At 57.7% G+C, this 22,675-nt stretch carries 16 protein-coding genes; 4 read left to right on the forward strand and 12 right to left on the reverse strand.

The annotated features are described in order from the left end of the window. Positions 1-161 precede the first annotated feature (161 nt). From AC06G8_RS18250 to AC06G8_RS18260, 3 genes are all read right to left on the reverse strand, one after another. Entirely contained in the window at positions 162-3,596 is a 3,435-nt protein-coding gene (locus tag AC06G8_RS18250) for a galactose-binding domain-containing protein (RefSeq protein WP_480283488.1), read from the reverse strand. A gap of 553 nt (positions 3,597-4,149) precedes the next feature. Beyond that, positions 4,150-6,591 (reverse strand): DEAD/DEAH box helicase family protein, encoded by a 2,442-nt coding sequence (locus tag AC06G8_RS18255; protein WP_480283489.1) that lies wholly within the window; start codon positions 6,589-6,591, stop codon positions 4,150-4,152. After that, positions 6,584-6,910 (reverse strand): nucleoside triphosphate pyrophosphohydrolase, encoded by a 327-nt coding sequence (locus tag AC06G8_RS18260; protein WP_447665004.1) that lies wholly within the window; start codon positions 6,908-6,910, stop codon positions 6,584-6,586. Before AC06G8_RS18260 ends, AC06G8_RS18255 begins: the two co-directional genes overlap by 8 nt. A 463-nt stretch (positions 6,911-7,373) precedes the next feature. Between AC06G8_RS18260 and AC06G8_RS18265 the strand changes: the two genes are divergently transcribed. Together AC06G8_RS18265 and AC06G8_RS18270 are read left to right on the forward strand one after the other, a co-directional pair. Next, positions 7,374-7,769 carry a (deoxy)nucleoside triphosphate pyrophosphohydrolase gene (locus AC06G8_RS18265; protein WP_480283490.1) on the forward strand — a complete coding sequence of 132 codons (396 nt, stop codon included), beginning with the start codon at positions 7,374-7,376 and terminating at the stop codon, positions 7,767-7,769. A 4-nt stretch (positions 7,770-7,773) separates the two neighbouring features. Beyond that, positions 7,774-10,662 (forward strand): DEAD/DEAH box helicase, encoded by a 2,889-nt coding sequence (locus AC06G8_RS18270; protein WP_480283491.1) that lies wholly within the window; start codon positions 7,774-7,776, stop codon positions 10,660-10,662. A 45-nt stretch (positions 10,663-10,707) separates the two neighbouring features. On the opposite strand, the gene AC06G8_RS18275 is transcribed toward AC06G8_RS18270, so the two are convergent. Genes AC06G8_RS18275 through thrS form a run of 3 tightly spaced genes read right to left on the reverse strand, consistent with a single transcriptional unit; the run spans position 10,708 to position 12,876 of the window. After that, entirely contained in the window at positions 10,708-10,785 is a 78-nt protein-coding gene (locus tag AC06G8_RS18275; protein WP_480285466.1) for a hypothetical protein, read from the reverse strand. Further along, positions 10,779-10,952, reverse strand: a complete 174-nt coding sequence (locus AC06G8_RS18280; RefSeq protein WP_480283492.1) for a hypothetical protein — start codon at positions 10,950-10,952, stop codon at positions 10,779-10,781. The genes AC06G8_RS18275 and AC06G8_RS18280 overlap by 7 nt, the downstream gene beginning before the upstream one ends. Beyond that, positions 10,942-12,876 carry a threonine--tRNA ligase gene (gene thrS, locus AC06G8_RS18285; RefSeq protein WP_480283493.1) on the reverse strand — a complete coding sequence of 645 codons (1,935 nt, stop codon included), beginning with the start codon at positions 12,874-12,876 and terminating at the stop codon, positions 10,942-10,944. The genes AC06G8_RS18280 and thrS overlap by 11 nt, the downstream gene beginning before the upstream one ends. A 612-nt stretch (positions 12,877-13,488) precedes the next feature. Here thrS and AC06G8_RS18290 point away from each other — a divergent pair. After that, the gene (locus AC06G8_RS18290; RefSeq protein WP_447665009.1) at positions 13,489-14,442 is read left to right on the forward strand and encodes a D-2-hydroxyacid dehydrogenase; all 954 of its coding nucleotides are present in this window, start codon (positions 13,489-13,491) and stop codon (positions 14,440-14,442) included. A 214-nt stretch (positions 14,443-14,656) separates the two neighbouring features. Here AC06G8_RS18290 and AC06G8_RS18295 read toward each other — a convergent pair whose 3' ends face one another. Both AC06G8_RS18295 and AC06G8_RS18300 read right to left on the reverse strand, forming a co-directional pair. Next, entirely contained in the window at positions 14,657-15,253 is a 597-nt protein-coding gene (locus AC06G8_RS18295; RefSeq protein ID WP_480283494.1) for an NADPH-dependent FMN reductase, read from the reverse strand. 97 nt (positions 15,254-15,350) lie between these two features. Continuing rightward, positions 15,351-16,610, reverse strand: coding sequence for a PAS domain-containing protein (locus tag AC06G8_RS18300; RefSeq protein ID WP_480283495.1), 1,260 nt, complete (start codon positions 16,608-16,610; stop codon positions 15,351-15,353). Between the two features lie 259 nt (positions 16,611-16,869). On the opposite strand from AC06G8_RS18300, the gene AC06G8_RS18305 reads away from it, so the two are divergent. Next, positions 16,870-17,304: a pyridoxamine 5'-phosphate oxidase family protein gene (locus AC06G8_RS18305; RefSeq protein WP_447665012.1), complete on the forward strand. Its 435-nt coding sequence runs from the start codon at positions 16,870-16,872 to the stop codon at positions 17,302-17,304. A gap of 334 nt (positions 17,305-17,638) precedes the next feature. Here the strand turns inward: AC06G8_RS18305 and AC06G8_RS18310 are convergent, their stop codons facing one another. From AC06G8_RS18310 to AC06G8_RS18325, 4 genes are read right to left on the reverse strand one after another with little or no spacing between them, the layout of a single operon-like run. Beyond that, positions 17,639-18,187 carry a chromate transporter gene (locus AC06G8_RS18310; RefSeq protein ID WP_480283496.1) on the reverse strand — a complete coding sequence of 183 codons (549 nt, stop codon included), beginning with the start codon at positions 18,185-18,187 and terminating at the stop codon, positions 17,639-17,641. A gap of 36 nt (positions 18,188-18,223) precedes the next feature. Then, positions 18,224-19,819: a gamma-glutamyltransferase gene (ggt, locus tag AC06G8_RS18315; protein WP_480283497.1), complete on the reverse strand. Its 1,596-nt coding sequence runs from the start codon at positions 19,817-19,819 to the stop codon at positions 18,224-18,226. Continuing rightward, the gene (locus AC06G8_RS18320; RefSeq protein WP_480283498.1) at positions 19,816-21,162 is read right to left on the reverse strand and encodes a pyridoxal-phosphate-dependent aminotransferase family protein; all 1,347 of its coding nucleotides are present in this window, start codon (positions 21,160-21,162) and stop codon (positions 19,816-19,818) included. The genes ggt and AC06G8_RS18320 overlap by 4 nt, the downstream gene beginning before the upstream one ends. Continuing rightward, positions 21,159-22,658, reverse strand: coding sequence for a hydantoinase/carbamoylase family amidase (locus AC06G8_RS18325; protein WP_480283499.1), 1,500 nt, complete (start codon positions 22,656-22,658; stop codon positions 21,159-21,161). The genes AC06G8_RS18320 and AC06G8_RS18325 overlap by 4 nt, the downstream gene beginning before the upstream one ends. Positions 22,659-22,675: the final 17 nt, after the last annotated feature.

Here is a 22,675-nt window from a genome sequence, read left to right on the forward strand (position 1 = left end):
GGAAATTCCGGGAAGATCACCGTTCAGCCTGTCACGGCAAAAAATAGCCCGCCGGAAAGCATCCTCTCCGGCGGGCTATGGTCCGATTTGCGTCCTTATCCGACAGGTTCAGCGTAACGGAATCTCAACCTCGCATGAGCCTGGATGGCTCATGAAGCGCTTCAGTTGACCGTAATCTTGAACGTCGAAGTCGTGTTTTTGATATTCGTGAAGTTGTTCGTCAGCTTCAAATTGTTGAACGTCACGGAGCCGACTGCCGGCCCTTGGCCCGGTTCCGGCATTTCATTGGCCCAGATGGCTACGCCGGACTTGGCGTCGTAGGCATCGCCGCTCTTCTGCGCGCCGGAGATCGAGACGTTCGTGAAGATCGTGTCGGTGACCGGGTTTTGAGGCTGGCCGCCGCTGTAGTTCGTCTGGAACATGATGCCGACATAAGTCGGGTCGATGATATCCACATCGCTCACCCGGATGCCTTGGAACACTTTGGAGGCCGAGAATACCCAGATGGCCGGGAATACCTGCTGTCCCCAGAAATGGCCGCCGGAGCGGACGACTGAAATGTTCTGCAGGTTGGTCGTCGGCGAAGCGCCGAAGCCGTTCATCGGATAACCGAAGTCGAGCGAGCTGATCGTGATGCCGGAGTAGCAGAGCGTGTCGGCAATGTAGATGTTGCGGAACGTGTTGCCGTAGCCGCCGTACACCGCCAGACCTGCAGCGCGCCAAGTAAGAATCGAGGTCAGGTTTTCAAAAATGTTGTCCTTCTCGTCCGCTCCGCCTGCGTCGATGGCCGAGAACAGCGCAAAGCTGTCATCGCCTGTCGCGCGCGCCTCGATGTTGGAGACGAGATTGTTCGTGCTGCCGTTGGTCATGTTGATGCCGTCGGCGAAGGTGTTGCGGATGCGGGAATTTTTGATCGTCATGTAATCGGTATTGGCTCCCCAGTACATGCACACCTGATGCTCGGTCCAGATGTTGTCGATCGTCATGTTCGCCACGTTGGAGAAGTCGAACACCTTGCCCGGTCCGTCGATTCGGCTCTTATAGTTGCCGAAGTAGGCGAAGCCGGAGAAGGTCGAGCCGTTCGCCGTCGCTTCGGCGCGGAAGCCGATGTCGGTATTGTCCTGGGTGGCCGGCGCCGTGAAGCGCGTATACCAAGGGCCTGCGCCGACGATTTTAACCGGCTTGCCGTAGACCTGGAACTTGTTCGAGGTCGAGTACGTTCCCGCCGGCAGGTAGACGCCTTCCAGCGTGCCGGTCGTGTCCATGCGGAATTTGTCCAGCGCGTTCTGTACGTCCTGATGCGAGAAGCCGGCCGGGACGACGTACTTGGCCGGGTTCGGGTTGGCGATCGGCGTCGCCTGCTCCAGGTTGATGAAGTCGACGGCGTAGTTCGTCGTGTTGGCCGCATCCTTCTGCAGCTTGATCGTGCTGCCCGCCGGAATCGTCGTGTCGAACATCATGTTGGCTTCGTCATAGATGTGCCGCGGACCGCCTGAAGAAGGGCTGTTGTCCGGGTTCGTTTCATTGCCGTACAGCCAGGCGTACTTGCTCGTCAGCTGGATCGCCTTGGAGAAGCTGCCGTTGACGTAGACGTTCAGCGTGGAATCGATGCCTCCTCCGCCGGGAGCGTCAGGGATGGAGAAGCGCACGACGAGCGTGTTCGTGCTCGCCTTGGTCGTGAACTGCACATAGCTGCCGGTCGAGTTCAGCGTGACCGCCTTGCGGCCGGAAGCTTCACCGGCGATGTCGCCGATGTTGCGGTTCGGCCCGACGACGGAGGCGCCGCCGCCCGTCACGCCGTCTTCGGCTTCGTACATGTCGTAAGGCATGTTCGCGCCGCGTCCGACGAAGAACGATTGCGTGCTCGTGTTGTTCGCCTGCTTGACCGGCAGCTCGTTGCCGTCGACGGCGATGACGGTCTTGACCGTGTATTTTCCGTTCACGGCCGTCCAGGTGCCGAGGCTGATCGGAGCCGTGGAAGCTCCTGCGGCAAGCGTGCCGTTGTAGGAGCCGGTCAGCGTTTTCAGCACAGCGCCGCTCGTGGCGTCCGACAGCGTCAGCGTAATGCCGTGAGCGCCTGCCGCGGATGCCGCCGTTCCTTGGTTTTTGAGGATGACGGAGAAGCTGACCGTGTTGCCGGCAGCCGGGTTGCCCGGGCTCCAGCTTACGCTGGAAGCGATGAGATCGGAGCTGGAAACGGGGCTGACAACAAGCGCCGAAGCGGCCGTGAAGCTGTTGTTGGTTTCGTTCAGTTCAATGACCGCGTTGTTCTCGTCGACCTTGGCGGTTACTTGATAGGAGCCTGCATCCTTGGCTCCGATGCTCAGCGGCACGTTGACGGAAGCGCCTGCCGCAAGAGCGCCGACATCGGCCGTTCCGGCCAAGGCGCTGCCGAGGTAGAAGTTGACCTTCGTGGCGGTAGAGGCTGCCGTTCCGATGTTGCGGACGGCTGCGGTGAGCGTCACGGAGTCCGTTTCCACGGGGGAAGCCGGAGTCCAGGAGAGGCTCGTTACGGTGAGATCCGGATTGGGAGCCGGCGTTCCGACGACCTGGAACTCGGCGACCTGGCCGGCGGGGGAGCCGGTGTTGGCCGTGAAGACGAGCTGCACGTCGCTCGCGGTGCCGGAGACGGGAATCGTCACCGTGTTGCCCGAAGCCGGATCGAAGACATAGTCCTTGGCAGCGGCGAGGCTCGTGAACGAGCTTCCATTCTGGGCTTTGCCCATCACCTGGATCGTCTGCGTGCGCTTGCCCCAGGACGAATCGGGGTTCAGCTTCAGCACGACGGAGCTGAGCGTTGCATTCGCCCCCAGGCTGACGGTCAGCGTGTTGGGATAGGAGCCACCGGCGCCTTCCCAGTAAGTAGCCGTGTTGCCGTCATTGGCGTTGGCCGCCACGAAGGTATAGACCGTCGAGTTGGCCGAGATAGGCTTGCCTAGAGCCAGATTCGAGCCGGGACCCGGGGTCGGGGTGGCTGTCGGCGTTGGCGTCGGGGTGGCCGTTGGTGTCGGTGTCGGTGTTGGTGTTGGTGTCGGTGTTGGTGTTGGTGTTGGTGTTGGCGTTGGTGTCGGTGTCGGTGTTGGTGTCGGGGCGGTTCCGCCGTAGATTTCGAATTCCGAGAATTGGCCCGCCGGCCAAGTCGTATTGGAGGTGACGGTCAGCTTCACGTAGCGCACGCTTGCTGCCGTGAACGAGACAGTGACCGTATTGCTGCTGGCAGGATCGAAGGTGTAGTTCGCGGCCGCTTTAAGCGTGGTATAAGCAGAATCGTTCGTACTGCCGGAGATGAGGATATTCTGTGTGCGGGCTTCCCATCCCGAAGGCAGCTTCAGGACGACTTGGCCGACGCTCTGCGAGCTTCCGAGGTCGATCCGGACCCATTGCGGCCAGGCGTTGTTGACGCTTTCCCAATAGGTCGATGCATTGCCGTCGTTGATGTTCGATGCCTGGTAGACATCCGCATAGCCGCTTGCTGCGACGGACTTGCCGAGCGCCAGGTTCGTCGCCGCCTCGGCCGCATTCGGACGCAGCGACAGCGATCCGAAGATCAGCGCCAATGCCAGCAGCAGCATCGAGGCGCGTTTCGTTTTTGCCATTCGTCAATTGCCTCCTTATTAATAGAAAGAATGATAGAAGACAAGCCGTAAACGCTTACAAATATCTGCGGCATCATGCCGCAGCCTTCAACCCTCCCCGCAGCGGTTTATTGCGATGACAGTCCGGGCAGCCTCGCAATCCCTTTCGGGATCATGCATCCCTGCAATCGGACGTGTCTTCGCCTATTTATTATGGCCTTCTCCGATCGGTTTAGCGATGTGCTGAATTACGGACCTCATGTTCATTTCTACGCTGGCAAGCCTTATCACAAAGCCTAGGCTTTTGGCGGTTGAGCTAGGCGACCACAACCGTTTCTCCATTACGATTTCTCGCCTTATCTTAATTTTCAGTCGCCCCTCCCGGAGGGTCGACATTTTAATGCACCTTATCATCAAGCCTGCTGACGTGAAAAACACCGTCCTTCCATTCATGAAGGGTATTGAAGCTGAATGTCGGAGGAGGACTCGAACGTTTCCTTGATTGCACAAAAAGCTTCCGGGAAATTTCCCGGAAGCCCATGAAGGTTAGGTCGAACTGATCAACCCAACCCAATTATCCAGCTTTCTTCTCAAAGTAGGAATGAAGGCGGTATTCACAAATCTCTTGCGTCCAGCGGTATAGAATCTCCCGATCCGACCCAGCGATGTCCAAGTTGAAGCCAAAACCGCGCTCATCAAAAGTCGCGAGTCCTTTGGAGCTCCCGCTCCATTTGGCCATCGGCATGTCTTCGATCAAGGCTGCGATCTTTTTCTCGTTATAGTCCAGCAACGCTTGCGACTGCTTGTCGGACATATCCACCTTGCGGCGATACTGCTTCTCGGTCAGATACCGATGGAAGAACGGTGCCGCCTCTACCGCGGCAATCGGCTGCGGCCAGCGCTCCGATCCTCTTTCGAGCATCGCGAGCAGCAGCACCATCTTGTAGGACTTCGTCATGCCGGTGCCCTCCGCTTCCAGCAGCCAATCCTTATAGCGTTTAAGCACCTCCTGCTCTTGAGGCTTCAGTTCCTCCGCCCAGCCAAGGAATGACGCGTAGGCGCCGAATTCCTGTTTGTACTCACGACAGTTCTCCCGGCCGTGCAAATGCAGTTCCAGATAAGTCGGCCGCCGCTGCTGATCATCCTTGAGATCCCGATATGCGGTCAGCAGCTTCTCCTTGCGCGGCTGCCGCTTGCGTGCCAGTTCCCTGAGTAGATCAATGACTCCAGTTTCGAAGTCGATCATGCATCCAGCGGGAACTGTCGGCAAGATACCGCTGGGCTTGCCTTTCCCCCCGCCAGCTCCCGTATCGAACAAACTCAGCTTGATGTCCGCGTTGCGGTAGTTGCCGATGAGATCGATGATCACGCAGCTGTCCTTGCCCCCATGCAGCCGCAGGCCGCGGCCCACCTGCTGGGTGAAGATCGTCAGCGACTGCGTCGGCCGTACGAACAGCAGCGTATCGACCGACGGGATATCGACGCCCTCATTGAACAGATCCACGGTGAAGATCACATCCAGCTCGCCATCCGCCAGCCTCCGGACCGCTTCCCGGCGCTGAGCCGGACTCGACTCCGAGCTCAGACTTACTGCGACCGCACCATGGCTGGAGAAATAACGTGCGAGAAAATTCGCCTGCGAGATCGATGAACAGAACCCGATCGTCCGCGTCTGCCGATGCTTCAGCCAAGCGTCATAGATGCGCTCCGCCATCTCTTCCCGCAGTTGGACAGCAAGCAGCTCCGCTTCGTCATATCCACTTCCAAGCCAGGTCAGCTGCGAATAGTCCGTATCATCATAGACGCCGTAGTAGCGGAACGGACTTAGCCAGCCCTTCTGAATCGCCTCGATGAAATGGATCTGGTAAGCCACATTGCCGTCGCATAGCGCATACACATCCTTGCCGTCCAGACGCTCAGGCGTCGCCGTGATGCCGAGCAGAAATCTAGGCTGGAAATAATCAAGCAGCGCCTGATACGACCTGGACGCGGCATGGTGGAATTCATCGATGACGATCAGGTCGAAGGCATCCGGCTCAAACAGCTCGCGATGACGCTTCGTTCCGAGCGTGTAGATCGAAGCGAAGATCAGCTCCGCCTCGCCTTCCTTGGCCATGCCGTTGTAGAGCCCGGCGGACTTGTCCGGCATGACATGGAGGAACGACTGCTTCGCCTGGAGCAGGATCTCCTCCCGATGGGCGACGAACAGCACGCGCCGAAACCGATTGCGGGCGAAGAATGCCGCCAAATAAGTCTTGCCGAGACCGGTCGCCATGACGACCATCGCCCGGCTGTAGCCTTCATCGAGCGCATTCTCCAGCGCTTCGAGAGCTCCGGCTTGCGCGGGTCGCGGAACCAGCGCGGACGCTTCGGATGAAGTGCCACCGTCAGCAGCATTGTCGGTATTTACCGCACCCCCGCTGACCGCAGCGCCGCCGAGATCGGCTTCCTCCTCCTCGACGATCTGCCGCACGAGCTCCGGGTATTTCTGACGATTGCGCATGTACTCCTGCTCATAGGCCGCGATCACTCCCTCGGTCAGCGCATTCGTTTGATCGTGGTAGAAGTGGCGCATGAACTTGTCCAGCGCTTCTTGGAATGTGAACGGCTCGAGCTGAGCGTTGACCGACAGATTCCACTCCAGTCCCATCTTGAACGCGGAACGGGACAGATTGGACGAGCCGACGATGAACTTGCCTTGGCCGTTCATATAGTCGAACAGATACGCCTTCGGATGGAAAGACGTGCCGCGGCTGCGCCACAGCCTCGCCTCGATACCGGGATGAATGCGAAGCAGCGCCCGCAGCGCCTCAGGCTGCGTGACGAACAGATAGTCTCCAGCGAGCAGCTTGACCTCGGCTCCCCTCTCCAGCGCTTCCCTCAGATGCGGGGCGAGGATGCGGACACCGGATTCCATAACGAACGAAGTCAGGATATAAATGCCCGAAGCCTGCTGGATACCGGGAATCAGCTCATCCGCCAGATTCTCGGTGATGAGCTTGATATTATCAGGCATCTTTGACCTCGATCAGGTAGATGCGCTCCCTGAATCCGCCCCGCTTGGAAGCCTTGTCCGCACGGATGCTCTCAAGCTGCTCCGGGGAAAGGCCATGCGTCGCAGCCAAGGCATGCAGCAGCTCCAGGATGTCAGCCAGCTCCTCACCGGCTTCAGCATCGGTCTCCGCAGCCAAGTATTCGCCGGTTTCCTCGGTCAGCTTGGTCCGGAGCTCCTGCTTATACTCCTCCTCGTCCAGCAGGCGTGTTTTCGGCTCCAACCCTTGTTTCAGGATGATAGCCGGGATCAGATCCCGAACGAGTTTATTGTAAGTCGGCATGGTTGCGGCTCCTTAACATGTGATTTTAACTTGAGCGAAAAATTTATATTTGATTAGTAAATAAGGCTTAAAGATTTATTCGTTCAACTTTCCTCAACATGAACACTCTCAGAAAGCATCAATCGCCTTAGCTCATCCAAAGATCTTTCTTCATCTTCGTATGACTGACTTTTAAGATGCCAACGTTCTAATCAATGCCCGCTCTTATTGATATTATCATGATGAGGGAAAACCAACGACAATCTCGAGAGCTCACTTAAAAATAAGCACGATGAAGGCATGCGAAGAAGCACTTTTCTTGACTGCCCTTGGCTATTCAAATGCTGACTTGAATTAAAGTCTTATCCTCATACGCAGTCGAACATTTATAGCCGAATTCAATGAATCTATACTAAAATAAGAGTAGTGATAATTAGGAAAGCACTTCAACTTCATCTAACTGCATAATCGGAGGTTACTTGAAATGAAAAAGCATATTCACGTCGTTGGGGCTGTAATCATCGAAGATGGAAAAATTCTATGCGCCCAGCGCGGAGAAACAAAAACTTTAGCGTATAAATGGGAGTTCCCTGGTGGGAAGATCGAGGAAGGTGAAACACCGCAAGATGCCTTGAAACGAGAAATTGAAGAAGAAATGGATTGCATGATTGAAATCGGAGAATGGATCGAAACAACTGAATATGAATACGATTTTGCCGTAATTCATCTGACGACTTTCTATTGCCAGTTAATCAACGGTAAGCCTGTTCTGAATGAACATGTTGCGATATCCTGGCTTCCGCCGCAAGAGTTAATGTCTCTCGATTGGGCTCCTGCCGACATCCCTGCTGTGACCAAAATCCAAAAAAAGATGGTCTAATGAAATGGAAAACACTCTCACACATTTAAACAACTCCTTGAGCTGGGCGTTTATCAATCAACAGCAAGAGTCAATCGATAAGTACAAACCCCAGCTGCTAGTTAACAACTCCGAAACGCACAACTACGTTCTTACCCCGTTGTTGGATGAGCTTCATCACTGCCAATCCTTCATTTTCTCTGTTGCTTTCATTACTGAGAGCGGCCTGGCTACGCTGAAGTCTCATCTGGCGGATCTCCATGCTCGGGGAGTTAAAGGGAAGATCTTAACATCGAACTACCTGAACTTCAATCAGCCAAAAATTTATCGTGAGCTCTTAAAAATACCAAACATTGAAGTTCGATTGACTGAACTGAGTGGCTTCCATGCCAAAGGTTATGTCTTCCAGCATGATGGACACTCCACGATTATTATGGGTAGCTCCAACTTGACGGCTGCAGCGTTGAAATCCAACTATGAATGGAATGTAAAGCTGACTTCATTTAAACATGGAGGTCTATTAGAGCAATTCCAAAAAGAGTTTGAACTGGTATGGAGCAAGGCTGCTCCTCTCTCGGAAAATACGATTCAGTTGTATCAGATTCTGTATGAAGAATTTCAAAAAGTTAATCGTCAGGTCTCTCAGGCACTGCCTACGAAACCTGAGAATCCACAAACACGCTTCGCTCCTATTCAGCCTAATAAAATGCAGCAGAAAGCGTTGCAAAACCTAGATACCCTACGCCAAGCAGGTGAGAAAAAGGGCTTGGTCATTTCAGCTACTGGAACCGGTAAGACATTCCTCTCTGCATTTGATGTCCGCAACTTTGCTCCAGAACGAATGCTGTTCATTGTTCATCGGGAGCAGATCTTGCAGAAGGCCATGATGGATTATCAACGTATCATTGGCGGTAGCGATAGCGAATATGGTATTTTATCGGGCTCTAGCAAAGATACAAATGCCAAATATTTATTCGCAACCGTACAGACCTTGTCCAAGGAATCTACTTTATCTAGCTTTGATCCTGTAATATTCGACTACATTCTGATTGACGAAGTTCACAAGGCTGGTGCCGTTTCTTATCATAAAATCATGGATTACTTCCATCCCAAGTTTATGCTAGGAATGACGGCTACTCCTGAGAGAACCGATGATTTCAATATCTACGAATTATTTGATTACAATATTGCCTATGAGATTCGACTGCAAGAAGCGTTAGATGAAGATATGCTCTGCCCGTTCCACTACTTCGGTGTGACCGACTTTGAATACAATGGTCAGCTGATTGACGACACCACGATGCTATCTCAGTTGGTCACGGATGAGCGTGCTTCCTATGTCATCGATAAAATAGACTACTACGGATTCTCGGGTGAATCCGTTAAAGGTCTCATCTTCTGTAGCCGTAAGGAAGAAGTCCATCAGCTATCTGAGATATTGAATGATAGAGGCTTCCGAACGGTAGCTCTAACAGGTGAGAACTCCCAGGAAGAACGTGCTGGCTGTGTCACTGACCTGGAGTCTGGAAACCTTGATTACATTCTTACGGTTGATATTTTCAACGAGGGAATCGACATCCCTTGTATTAATCAGGTCGTCATGCTGCGTCAAACTCAATCTAGTATCGTGTTCGTACAACAGCTGGGCCGTGGTCTACGCAAGCATCCTAATAAGGACTATGTCACCATCATTGACTTTATTGGAAACTATAAAAACAACTACTTGATTCCAATAGCCTTGTCTGGAGACAAAACTCAAAACAAAGATAATATTCGCAGACATATGAAGGACACGAGTTATATCAAGGGCGTCTCTACGATTAACTTCGAAGAAGTAGCTCGACAACAGATTTTCCGTTCAATCAATGATAGCAATTTAAATGCGCTCAAGATCCTAAGAGAATCCTATTTCCAACTCAAAAATCGGCTGAATCGGGTTCCTCGATTAATTGATTTCATTGAGAATAACTCTATCGATCCATTGATTTTCTCGGAGGAGCATGGCAGCTATTATCACTTTTTGCAGAAGATCAAAGAGCCTGTATCGCCATTATCACAGCAAGAGCAACAGTATCTCGTCATGCTCTCTGCGGAGGTTCTGAATGGCAAACGTCGTTATGAGATCATATTGCTTGATCTGCTGATGGTACATGGACAGATAACCTATGAGAAGTATGCATCTTCCCTGGAGCAAGAGGGATGCTCGACCGATCCCGCAACGATTGACTCTGTAAAACGAGTGCTTGATATGACCTTCTTCACAGAGCCGACGCGGAAGAAATATGGTGATATTCCCGTTGTTCACATGACGGAGAACCAACTTTTCTCCTTACATCCGACGATGTCTAGCTCCTTACAAACCAACTCTTATTTCAAAGAAATGGTTGCGGATCTAATCCAAACAGCAGCCGGTATCAGCGGGCAATACGAAGGAACCGAACCGCTTACCTTGTATCAGAAGTATTCGCGTAAGGATGCCTGCAAGCTCTTGAACTGGCATAGCGATGAGAGCTCGACGATGTATGGATATAAAACAAAGTATATGACCTGCCCTATCTTTGTTACCTATCACAAACATGAAGACGTCGATGCGAGCACCAAATATCAAGAGGAATTCAGCAGCTCAGAGGTATTGAAATGGTCGACTAGAAGCAGACGGACGCTGAATTCTGACGAAGTTAGAACGATTATCGAGGCTGATAGCCGCGGGATCGATCTCCATGTGTTCGTGAAGAAAAGCGATTCGGAGGGAACGGAGTTTTACTACCTCGGCAAAGCACATCCGGATCAAAACAGCGCTGTGGAAGCTACGATGTTCGATAAAAACGGCGACTCTATTCCGGTTGTTCACATGAATCTAGTGCTGGAAAACTCAGTGGAAAGCAAGCTTTATGGATATTTGACTGGGTATTGAAATAAAAACGGACCTTCCCGAAGAGAAGGTCCGTTTTTGTTTAATTTACAGAGACGGCGTATCCAGGCCGACCAGCTTAACCCGCTTGCGGACGAGCAGCTCCGCAAAGGCTTCGCTCAGCACCGGATAATACTGAAAATAGTCCGGTCCGAACTTCCGGTCATGTCCCGTATCAGGTGGTTGTTGCAGCCGTCGCGGCCGATCTCGCTGGACTGGATGAGGACCGTCTCCCGGTCGCCCGGATAGACAGGCAGCTCATATCGAACCGCATGGGTCAGATCAATCAGCATTCGCTGCTCCTCCCCGCCGGACCTCGATTTCCTCCCGGACGTTCCGGATCAGCTCCTCCATGCTCATGGAGCCGAGATCGCCTTCCCCGCGCCTGCGCACAGACACGCTGCCGGATGCAGCTTCAAGCTCGCCGAGCACAAGCATGTACGGAATCTTCTGCAGCTGCGCTTCCCGAATCTTGTAGCCGAGCTTTTCCGTGCGGACATCGCATTCGACCCGGATCCCGGCCTCCCGCAGCTGCTTTTGCATCCGCAGCGCATAATCGAGATGCTTGTCGGACACCGGCAGCAGCTTGACCTGCACAGGCGCCAGCCAGAGAGGGAACGCCCCCTCGTAATGCTCCGTCAGAATGCCCATGAACCGGTCGATCGACCCGTATACGGCGCGGTGGATGACGACCGGCGTATGCTTGCCTCCATCCTCTCCCACATAGGACAGGCCGAACTTCTCCGGCATCTGGAAGTCAAGCTGGATCGTGCCGCACTGCCAGCTCCGCTTGAGAGCGTCCTTGATGTGGTAATCGATCTTCGGCCCGTAAAAGGCGCCGTCCCCCTCGTTCAGCCGATACTTCACGCCGCGGCTCTCCAGCACCTGCCGCAGGGAACGCTCCGCCTCCTCCCACAGCTCCTCCGAGCCCATGGAGTCCTCGGGCCGCGTGGACAGCTCGATCTCGTAGGTGAATCCGAATACCGTGTACACATGGTCGATGAGCTCCATGATCGACGAGATCTCCCTCTCGATCTGATCCGGCCGCACGAACAGATGGGCGTCGTCTTGGCAGAACGTGCGCACGCGCGTCATGCCGCTCAGCGCGCCGCTGAACTCGTGGCGGTGCACTTGGCCGAATTCGGAGATGCGGATCGGCAGCTCGCGATAGGAATGGAGGCTGTTTTTGAACACCAGCATATGGCCCGGGCAGTTCATCGGCTTGAGCGCGAATTCCGCTTCGTCCACCTGCGCGAAATACATGTTGTCCTTATAGTGGTCCCAGTGCCCGGATTCCTCCCACAGGCGCTTGTTCATCATGAGCGGCGTCCGCACCTCGTCGTAATCCCGCTTGCGCTGCAAGTCTCGGGCAAAGTCCTCCAGCTCCGTGCGGATCGTCATTCCGTTCGGCAGGTAAAAAGGCATGCCCGGCGCTTCCTCGGAGAACATGAACAGGCCGAGCTCCTTGCCGAGCTTGCGATGATCCCTTTTCTTCGCCTCCTCCAGCAGATGCAGATGCTCCTCCAGCTCCGACTTCTTGAGGAAAGCCGTTCCGTAGATGCGCTGCAGCATCGGGCCGGCGGAATCCCCGCGCCAGTACGCTCCAGCCACGCTCTGCAGCTTGAACGCCTTCACAAGCCCCGTCGACGGAAGATGCGGACCGCGGCACAAATCCGTAAATTCGCCCTGAGAGTAGAGCGTGATCCGGACATCCTCCGGAAGTTCCTGAATAAGCTGGACCTTGTAAGGCTCCCGCTGCTCCCGGAAAAGGGCCAGCGCTTCTTCCCGCCCGATCTCCCTCCGTACGATGGGCAGGTCTTCCCGGATGACGGCTTCCATCTCCCGCTCGATGGAGGCCAGGTCATCGCTCGACAAGCTTCGTTCCATGTCGATGTCGTAGTAGAATCCGTCCGCGATGACAGGTCCGATACCGAGCTTGACGGCATCCCCGCCGTACAGCCGCTTGAGCGCCTGGGCCAGAATATGAGCCGTGCTGTGGCGGTAAACTCCAAGACCGTCCTCGCTGCCTAGCGTGACGATCTCGACGAGCGAGCCGTCCCGTACGGGGACTCCCAGATCCATCAGGCTTCCGTCGATCTTCGCCGCTACCGCCCGCTTGGCAAGTCCGGCTCCGATCGATTCCGCGATATCTCTGCCTGTGGTTCCTTGCGGGTACCTCCTTGCGCTTCCGTCTGCCAGCCGAATGTCGATGTCCACGATTTCTTCCTCCCTTTCCGAGTATTGAACGCATGCTTGCTGTTCACCGCCCTTTCAGGGGCGGCGGACGCTGGCGCCGGAAGGGAAAAGCAGCCGATAACCGCTTTTCGCCCAACAAAAAAACGCCTCCGTCCCTGGAAAGGGACGAGTGCGTTCAGCTCGTGGTTCCACCCTTGTTCGACAAGCAGACGCTAGGCGCAAAGGCGAAAAAATGCCCTGCGTGCGGAGCTGCGAGTCCTCATGGAATCCCATAACGGGGATCGGCCGGTGCCGCCTACCCACCCGCTGCGCGGGCTTCGGCGGACGGCTGCGAAGGGGTAATCCACGCCCGGTTCCCGGGGAAGCTTGCAGCCTGGGCTTCCCTCTCTGTGCCGTCCGGCGGCGGAGATCATGTCTTCGGTCATTGCCGTCTTCTATTCGATTAGGGATTATCTTACAAAGGCAGATCGGCAAAGTCAAGACATAATCGCGCCCAATGTTTGAATTGGGTCCGCATCCAATGTTTGAATTTGAACCGCGCCCAATGTTTGAATTGGGACCGCATTCGTTGATAGACTAGAATAAGAACCATCGTCAGCTGCGGCTGCATAAACCCGTTAGGAGATGAGCCCTATGCCAACCATGATTTGCCTGCACGGACTCACGCCAGACCTTGAACAGCAGGTGCGCGACGCCGCGCCGGGCTGGAACATCGTATTCGGAAGGCCGAAGGAGCTGGAGGACGCCCTTTTCCGTGAGGCGGAGATTGTCTGCGGCTGGAGCCCTGCGGTCGAGAAGGAATCGCTCGGCGAGGGCGGCAGCCTGAAATGGCTCCAGTCCTGGTCTGCCGGCGTGGAAAAAATGCCGCTGGACAAACTCGAGCAGGCCGGCGTCATCCTGACGACGGGCAGCGGCGTGCATCCGGTCCCGATGTCGGAGACGGCGCTCGGCATGATGCTGGCCTTTTCGCGCAAGCTGCATTTGTCCATCCGCGCCCAGACCCGCGGCGAGTGGCAGGAGCGCAGCGGCCATACTGAGCTGTACGGACGCACGCTGGCCGTCATCGGAGCGGGCGAGATCGGCACCGAGCTTGGCCGCATCGCCAAGGCGCTCGGCATGGAGACGATCGGAGTCCGCAGCACGGCCAAGCCGACTCCGCACATGGACGAGGTATATGCCCTCTCCGATCTCGCTTCCGTCCTGGAGCGGGCGGATTACATCGTCAACGTGCTGCCGCATACGCCCGAAACGGAGAACGTCTTCGGCAAGAAGGAGTTTGCGGCGATGAAAAGCTCCGCCGTATTCATCAACATCGGACGCGGAAAATCCGTCGATACGGATGCCCTCGTCGACGCTCTGCGCTCCGGCTCCATCGCCGGCGCCGGCCTTGACGTGACCGAGCCGGAGCCGCTCCCGCAGGGCCATCCGCTCTGGGAGCTGGAGCAGGTCATCATCTCCCCGCATATCGGCGGCGACACCGACCGCTACAAGGAGCGCATCGCCGCGCTGTTCATCGAGAATCTCAAGGAATATGCGCGCACCGGCAAGCCGGCGCGGAATATCGTGGATTACGGACGGGGCTATTGAGCCAAGCCGGATGCCAAGATTAATGCAGCAAGAGGCCGTTCCAAGTCAATCGTCGACTTGGAGGCGGCCTCTTTTCGGTGTTCCTGGAGTCGATTTGTCCTTGCCTTGCGCAGGTTTGGTGAATGCCTCTTGTCCGGCAACCATCCGGTTGCGCAGGACGCCCGGCTTCTCCGATTGCACTCGGCTTGTCAAGGCCGCGCTCGCGCCAGAAAGCTTACTCTCCGGATAGTCTCAGCTGACGCACCAGACGGGTCAGATGCTCCAGCGCATAGAGGACGCGCTGCTTGACCTTGTCCTGCTCGGGTTCGCCATCTTCGCCGAAGTTGCGGCTGTCTCCGCCGATGGACACCCATTCCGTGCAGTTGATGCCGTGCAGGTTGCGCACGACCGTCTGCAGCTGCGTCAGCGAGCTGACGCCGACAGCTCCGGCCGCGGAGCTCGCGACCAGCACCGGCTTGCCTTCGAACTGGGCGGAGCCGAGATAATCGAGTCCGTTTTTGAGCGTGCCGGAGAAGGACCCATGGTATTCCGGCGTACCGAGGATGATGCCGTCGGCGTTCTGCACCGCCGCCACCAACTGCTTCACATTGCTCTCGAAATACTCCATTGTCTCGGGAGAAGTGAAGATCGGAAGCTGCAGCTTCTGCGTAACCCCGGGCTGGTCCGCCGAATACAGCGGCAGTGGAAGCTTATGGAGATCGATGAATGTCACCTCGATGTCCTGCTTGCTCAGCTCCTTCTCCATGTACCGAAGCAGCAGCGTGCTGGTCGAATTGATCCGGTTCCCTCCGGCGATAACGGCAATATTCATCTTCTTTCAATCCCTTTCGTCTTCCATAGGCTGGAAGCTTTTTTTCTTTATTATACTCGATCCTCCTAGTTTCTCAAGTTATTTCTTTACATAGTAGTCAGACGGACTGCTTACGGTTGTCGTCTTGCCCGAATGACACCGCTTTGCTGTCCCTGTAACCGGCTTTGATCCGAAACGCGACTTCCGTTCCTTTGTCGAGCGGTTTCATATGGATGTCGCCGCCCATCCTCTCGACGAGATTTTTGCAGATGGCAAGACCAAGCCCCGTTCCTCCGTACAGACGGGAGATGGAGGAATCCGTCTGTCTGAACGGCTGGAACAGCAGATCGAGCTTATCCTCGTCTACGCCTATGCCGGTATCCGAGACCTGGAACTCCACCTCGATTTCCGAGCCGCTGCGTCCCGTCTCCCTGACCTTGACCGCAATCCCGCCTTCTTCCGTGAATTTCACCGCATTGCTGATCAAGTTGGTGAGAATCTGGCGCAGCCTCATCTCATCCCCGACCAGCACCTCAGGAAGCCCGGAATCAAGCTCCAGCAGTGCTTGCAGCTGCCGCTCGCGCATCTTGCCGATGAACAGCTGCATGGAGTCCAGCACGACGTCCCGCAGCGAGAAGGGATCGGAAGCAAGCGCCATATGGCCCGACTCCATCTTGGAGTAATCCAGCACGTCATCGATGACGGTCAGCAGGCTGACCCCGCTTCCCCTTATGATATGCAAGTATTCCCGCTGCTCCTCGCTAAGCTCCGTATCGAGCAGCAGGTCGCTCATGCCGAGCACGCCGTTCAACGGCGTCCGGATTTCATGGCTCATGACCGCAAGGAACTCGCTTTTGATCTTCAAGGCCTCCTCCGCCTCGGTTTTCGCCTTCATCAGCTCCCTCTGGGCCGCGTTGCGCGGGGTCAGATCCTTGGAAATCGTATAAATATCGGCTACTTCCGAGCTTGCTTTCCACGGTACGAATGCCGTAGACAGCTCGAGCTCCCGTCCTTCCTTCGTAATGATTCTGACTTCCGCCGTCTGGGTCAGCCCTTGCCTTGCACGCAGAAAGCTGCGGCTGACACGCATGGCGTCATCGGGATGGATCAGCTGCCAGAACGAAAGTCCCGCCAAGTCCCCGAATCGGCACCCCGTCAGCTTGAGGGCGGCCGGATTGAGACGGATGAGCTCGCCTTCCGGATTGAACAGGCACACCATATCGGGATTATGCTCGAAAATCGAATCGTACCGGCCGCGGCTTCCTCTCGCTTCTTTCCAAGCCGCGCGCTTTTCCAGGGAGAGACTAAAGCTGATCAGCAGCAGCGTGACAATGACCAGGATGAACATCCATGAGAACATGCCGATCCACTCATTCACAGCCAGCCCCTCCTTCCGTTTTCCATTGTTACAGGACATTAACCTAACGAATGGGAACATAAGCGAAAGCAGCTTGGAACCCGTTGAGGCGACAACCAAACCTAGGCGGAGTGAATTTCCCCTCCGACGAAGGCAATCCGTCCTCCCGGCCGCCCCTCTATTTGGGTTCTCGCAGAGGTTCATTCCTATCCGGGCAGGGTACAGGAACACGATGAATCCTTTTGAACCCATTTCATTTTCAGACAGGAGAGATTGACGAATGGCGAACAAGCTTGCAGGTGCCGAACTGGAAAAAAAAATCGTCGAAGCTCTGCACGAATACGAGTACGGCGTATTGTCCACGATCGAGGACGACAAGCCGCGTTCCCGTTACATGGCCGTCTTCCATGACGGTCTGAACGCCTTGTTCCTCGCCGACCGCAGATCCCACAAGGTCGATCAGCTGGAAGAGAATCCCCATGCCAGCCTGCTGCTCGGGCTCGAGGGCCGCAAGCAGCCCGGTGCGATCGTCGACATGCAGGGGTCAGCAAGCGTTAAAAAAGACGAGGGCATCGTCAAAAAACTGTGGAAAGACGACATGGGCGCTTATTGGGATGGCCCTGAGGATCCCAATATCGTCGTGCTGGAGCTGAAGCCCGAGACCATCGTTTATACGGAAGGCCATGACGGGGAGAGCGTGTGGAATCGGGGCTGAGCAGCCGGAAAAAGCGGAAATCGATCCATCTAAAAAGGCCAATCCGGGTGTTCCGGAGGCCACTGAAAAAGTAGCGTAAGGCGCGAAATCGTTCTGGAGAAACGGATGTGGTCGCCTTTGTCCCCGGATTTCAACCGTTAAAAGCGGCAGAAATCAGAGAAATCTGGGGACAACAGCGATCGGAAGAATGATTTCCGTCTGCATCGACACATTTTCAGTGGCCTCGATGTTCCGGATTGGCTTTTTCAGGAAACGATGACGGCTCCTCACTGCAAGAAAGGCTGGGCAAGGCAGAAATTCTGCCTTGCCCAGCCTTTTTTTGCCGGATGACCGCCTACCCCCGCAGGAACAGCGCGCCTACCGCCAGCGACAGCAGGATGCCCCATACGGCGTTCAGCTTCAGATATTGAACCATGATGAAAAAGACGGCCGCGATCAGAAACGGCAGGAAGCTGACGATTCCGTTCGCCGGCTTGAAGGCGAACTTGGAGAAATCATAGGCCAGCATCGCCATCATGACGAAGATGACGGGCTGGATGCCCTTGATCATTCCTTTGATGACGGGGTTGTCGCTCAGTTTGATCATGATGCCGGAGAGCGCGACCATGATGAGCGCCGTCGGCAGCACGACCGCGACGAGAGCGACGGCGCTGCCCGCCACTCCGCCGACCTTGTAGCCGATATAACCGGCAAGCTTGGTCGCGATCGGCCCCGGCAGCGCATTGCCGAACGCCAGCGCCTTGCCGAATTCCTCCGAGCTCATCCAGCCGTAGCGGTTGACGACCTGATCCTGGTAGATCGGGATGATGGACGGCCCGCCGCCGTAGCCGAGCAGCGTGGCGACGCCGAAAGAGTAGAACAAATTCCATAACGTAGCGATCATAAGACGAACTTCCTTTCCAAATTGAACCCATCCGGCCTACCAGCCGATGGCCATGCCATCCCCTCTTGGATCGGCCGCGCCGGTCAGCAGCCCATCGCCGCTGATGACGATGCCCTGCGACTGGCCGGTGACGCCGTCCCAGGCTCCGACGAGCTCGACCGCGTGGCCCCACTGCTCCAGCGTTCGGGCGGTCTGCTCCAGGCCGCGGTTCTCCAGCTTGAGCGAGTCGCTGCCCGAGCCCCAGGTCCGGCCGTAGATCCAGCGGGGCAGCGCCAGCGCTTCCTGGATGCTGCAGCCGTAGTCGAGCAGGCCGGTGATGACCGACAGCTGCGTCTGCGGCTGGCCCTCGCCGCCCTGCGTTCCGACTAGGGCGTAAGGCTTGCCGCCCCGCGTGATCATGGCCGGCATCAGCGTATGGAACGAGCGCTTGCCGGGCGCGAGCACATTGGGACGCGCCGGATCGAGCGAGAAGAACGAGCCCCGGTTCTGCATGAGCACGCCGGTCTCCTCGGGCATGTAGGCCGCCCCAAAATCATAATACAAGCTTTGGATAAAAGATACCGCGTTTCCTTCCCCGTCCACGACAGCCGCATACGCGGTATCCTGGCCCATCGCCGGAGACAGATGGGGAGCCGGATCGGGGAAGCTCCGGTCGATTTCCTCATACAAATGCCTGGCGTAGGATTTGGACAGCAGCCGCTCCAGCGGGATATGCGCGAAGTCGGGATCGGTCAAATAGCGGTCGCGGTCGCGGAACGTCTTTTTGACCGTCTCGGCCATCAGATGGTAGAACTCCGGGGATTCCCTCGGCACGGCCGACAGATCTGTATTCTCCAGCACGTTCAGCATCATGAGCGCCGAGAACCCCTGCGAATTCGGCGGCATCTGGTGAACGTCATAGCCCCGGTAATTGACGGAGATCGGCTTCACCCATTCGCCTTGATGGGAGGTGAAGTCCCCTTCCGACAGCAGGCCGCCGTCGCGCCGCATGCCGTCTACGATCCTCTGCATGACGGGGCCGGAATAAAAGGCGTCCCGGCCGCCTGCCTGCAGCTCCCGCAGCGTGCGGGCCAGCTCCGTCTGGATCAGCCGGTCGCCGATGCCGAGCAGGATGCCATGAGGGAGGTAAATTTCCGCGAGCGGAGCGCAGGCCGCAAGCTCCTTCCTGTTCGCGAGCATCCAGCGATGCAGGTTCGGAGAGACCGGGAAGCCCTTCTCCGCATACTGGACGGCGGGCTCCAGCAGCTCTTCCCACGGAAGGCGTCCGCTGCGCCGCCATACCTCCCACCAGGCGTCTACCATACCCGGCACCGTGATGGAGCTGCGCACCCCGCGCTGGGGAATGGCGCTCTCTCCCGCATCGAGGTAAACGCCGGGATGCAGCCCGCTGCCGGCGCGGCCGCTGCCGTTGTATCCCGCCAGCCCGCCGCTCGCCGCATCGTAGAGCATGAAAAAGCTGTCTCCCCCGACACCGGTCATATGGGGATACACGACTCCCAGCGACGCGCTGATCGCTACCGCCGCATCGGCGGCGCTGCCTCCGCGCCGGATCATGTCGCGTCCGACCTCGCTCGCGATGTAGTGGGGAGCCGCCACCATGCCCTGATAGCCCATCGGCATGACCGGCTTCATGACGCCGCCTCCTCATAAGCCTGCAGCGCCGCCTGCACCGCCGCTCCTGCAGGCAGGTCGGCCCCGTGGCGCAGCAGCGCAGCCTCCAGCGCACCGAGCAGCAGCAGAACGTTCCGCTTGCTGCAGCTGTAGCCCATCGTGCCGATCCGCCAGATTCTCCCCTTGAGCGGACCGAAGGAGCTCGCGATCTCGATGCCGAACTGCTCCAGCAGCATGGACCGCACCGATTCGCCGTCGATGCCGGCCGGTATCTCGATGCAGGTGACGACCGCCAGCTTGCAGGCCGGATCTCCGTAGAAGCGATGGCCCATGGCGCCAAGGCCTGCCATGAGCGCACCTTCATGGAGGCGGTGGCGGGCGAAGCGGGCTTCCAGCCCTTCCTCCAGCACGAGGCGCAAGCCTTCGCGGAGCGCGTACAGCATGGAGGTCATCTCGGTATGGTGGTTGAGCCGTGCCGGACTCCAGTAGTCCTGCAGCTGGCTGAGATCGAGGTAGTTGCTGCGGATGACGCTCCGCCCGCCCTCCGTCTCGGCAGGCTGCAGCAGCAAGGCCCGGCTCGAGGTGGCAGAGCTTGCGATTGGCGCGGACGGCGTAGACGTGGATGTCACTGACGCGGACGGCGTAGACACGGACGGTGCATAGGAAGCCGGCGCTTGCAGGCCGCGCTCCACCCTCTTGCGCGCGAGCAGCTTGCGCTCGGCACGGTCGTTATAGGTGACCGGCGCCATGCCGGACGGCACGGAGAGGCATTTCTGCGCCCCTCCGATGACGGCATCCAGGCACCAGGCATCCGTCTCGACCGGCACGCCGCCGAGCGTGGCGACGGCGTCCACGGCGATCAGGATATCCCGATCCCGGCAGGCGCGGCCGATCTCGGCGAGCGGCTGCACGCGGCCCGTCGACGTTTCGCCGTGCACGATCAGCACGACCTGCGGCTTGCATTCCTCGATGGCCGCGATCACTTCATTGGATTCAAAGACAGTGCCCCATTCTTTCTCTATCGTATAGACCTCCGCCCCGAGCCTCTGGGCGATTTCCTGCAGCAAATAGCCGAACCGTCCGAAAATCGGGACGAGCACCCGGTCTCCCGGCTCAATCAGCGCGGCCAGCACCGCTTCGATGCCGGATCTGGACGTGCCGTCCACCGGATAAGCCCAGCGGTTCGTCGTCCGGAACAGCTCCCGCAGCATCTCCATCGTCTCGTTCATGAGGCCCGTGAACTCCGGATCGAACTGGCCGAGGATGCCGTGGCTCATCGCCCGCAGCACCCGGGGATCGACCTCCACAGGTCCAGGCGTCATGATGATTCTCGGAGACGGGGAAAGGTCGGCATATCGTTTCATGGCAATCTCTCCTCATAAGCAAGCTCGTATAATACGTCCATCAAAACGGCCAGCCCCCGCTTCAGCGCCTCAGGCTTCGTATATTCCAGCGGGGAATGGCTGATGCCGCCGCTGCTCGGCACGAACAGCATCGCGGTCGGACAGATGCCCTGCAGCAGCTGCGCGTCATGCCCGGCTCCGCTCGCCATCCGGCGGCTGCTGAGGCCGAGGCCCGCAGCCGAAGCTACCAGCATGGCCGCAAGTCCGGAATGCATCGGAGCCGGAGCCGCATCCATCCACAGCGTGGATTCCAGCTTCAAGCCGCGGCGGTCCGCGATAGCGCCGAATGTGCGGAGCAGCCCGCTGCAAAAGGCGTCCAGCCCGGCCGCATCGTCATGCCGCACATCCAGCGTGAAGGCCGCCTCGCCCGGCACGACGTTGACCGTACCCGGCTGCACCTCTATGCGCCCGCAGGTCGCGACGAGCGGGTCTCCATGCGCCCGCGCCGCCTTCTCGGCAGCGAGCAGCATTTCCGCCGCTCCCGCCAGCGCGTCTCGCCGCAGCCCCATCGGCGTCGTCCCGGCGTGATTCGCCTCGCCGGTCAGCGTCATCCCGTAGCGCCGCTGGCCGACGATCGCCTCCACGATGCCGACATCGTCGCCGGCCCGCTCCAGCACGACGCCTTGCTCGATATGAAGCTCGACAAAGGCATCCAGGTCATGCCGCCGCGGATCCGGCTGGCTCTCCCGGCCGAAGCCGGCGCCAAGCATCGCCTCTTCCAGCGTCACGCCATCTGCGTCGCGGTATTTGCCCGCGTCCGCAGGACCGTACAGTCCGGTCAGATTGCCGGATCCCCAGTACGACAACGGAAACCGGCTGCCTTCCTCCTCGCACAGAGAGACGACCTCCAGCGTCCGGCGCGGCGGTCCGTAGAGCCGGTTGAGCGCATCCAGCGCGGCGATGCCGGCGGCGACGCCGTAAGCGCCGTCGTAACGGCCGCCCCGGCGGACCGTGTCCACATGGGAGCCGGTCAGGATCGTCCGGCCGCCATCCCTTCCGGGCAGCCGCCCGTACAGGCTGCCGGTCCGGTCCCAGCGCGTCTCCAGGCCGAGGCCGGATAACCGCGCCTCCAGATGGCGCTGGGCCTCCAGCCAAGCCCCATCGTAGAGCAGCCTCGTCACGCCGGGCTGGACTTCCGCCAGGATCGTCCGTTCTCCCGACTCGCGGGACAGGGCTTCCGCGTTGCTGGACCTTATTCTCGAATCGCCGAGCTGAACTCCCGTTAGGCTCGGCTGCTCTCCCCGGGCTTCCGCGTTGCTGGGCCTTGCTCTCGAATCGCCGGAATCAGTCTCCGCAGCAGCCGTTGGAGCGTGAGCTTCCGTGCCGACCGCCATCATTTCCGTCCTGGGCAGTTCCGCCCCGGCCTCTTCGGCCCCGATCACAGCCAGCTCCTCCAGAATATCCATCATGCAGGCTGCCGCCCCGTCCGCGGTTGCAGCCTCTCTATGTCTGGCCATGAGCCGGCCTCCTTTCC

This window comes from Paenibacillus sp. SJS-P3 (assembly GCF_056711585.1).

Excerpts from the sequence above, each read along its gene's own strand:
- AC06G8_RS18250 (WP_480283488.1), bottom strand. The coding sequence starts at position 3,596 with ATGGCAAAAACGAAACGCGCCTCGATGCTGCTGCTGGCATTGGCGCTG.
- AC06G8_RS18255 (WP_480283489.1), bottom strand. The coding sequence starts at position 6,591 with ATGCCTGATAATATCAAGCTCATCACCGAGAATCTGGCGGATGAGCTG.
- AC06G8_RS18260 (WP_447665004.1), bottom strand. The coding sequence starts at position 6,910 with ATGCCGACTTACAATAAACTCGTTCGGGATCTGATCCCGGCTATCATC.
- AC06G8_RS18265 (WP_480283490.1), top strand. The coding sequence starts at position 7,374 with ATGAAAAAGCATATTCACGTCGTTGGGGCTGTAATCATCGAAGATGGA.
- AC06G8_RS18270 (WP_480283491.1), top strand. The coding sequence starts at position 7,774 with ATGGAAAACACTCTCACACATTTAAACAACTCCTTGAGCTGGGCGTTT.
- AC06G8_RS18280 (WP_480283492.1), bottom strand. The coding sequence starts at position 10,952 with ATGCTGATTGATCTGACCCATGCGGTTCGATATGAGCTGCCTGTCTAT.
- AC06G8_RS18290 (WP_447665009.1), top strand. The coding sequence starts at position 13,489 with ATGCCAACCATGATTTGCCTGCACGGACTCACGCCAGACCTTGAACAG.
- AC06G8_RS18295 (WP_480283494.1), bottom strand. The coding sequence starts at position 15,253 with ATGAATATTGCCGTTATCGCCGGAGGGAACCGGATCAATTCGACCAGC.
- AC06G8_RS18305 (WP_447665012.1), top strand. The coding sequence starts at position 16,870 with ATGGCGAACAAGCTTGCAGGTGCCGAACTGGAAAAAAAAATCGTCGAA.
- AC06G8_RS18310 (WP_480283496.1), bottom strand. The coding sequence starts at position 18,187 with ATGATCGCTACGTTATGGAATTTGTTCTACTCTTTCGGCGTCGCCACG.
- ggt (WP_480283497.1), bottom strand. The coding sequence starts at position 19,819 with ATGAAGCCGGTCATGCCGATGGGCTATCAGGGCATGGTGGCGGCTCCC.
- AC06G8_RS18320 (WP_480283498.1), bottom strand. The coding sequence starts at position 21,162 with ATGAAACGATATGCCGACCTTTCCCCGTCTCCGAGAATCATCATGACG.
- AC06G8_RS18325 (WP_480283499.1), bottom strand. The coding sequence starts at position 22,658 with ATGGCCAGACATAGAGAGGCTGCAACCGCGGACGGGGCGGCAGCCTGC.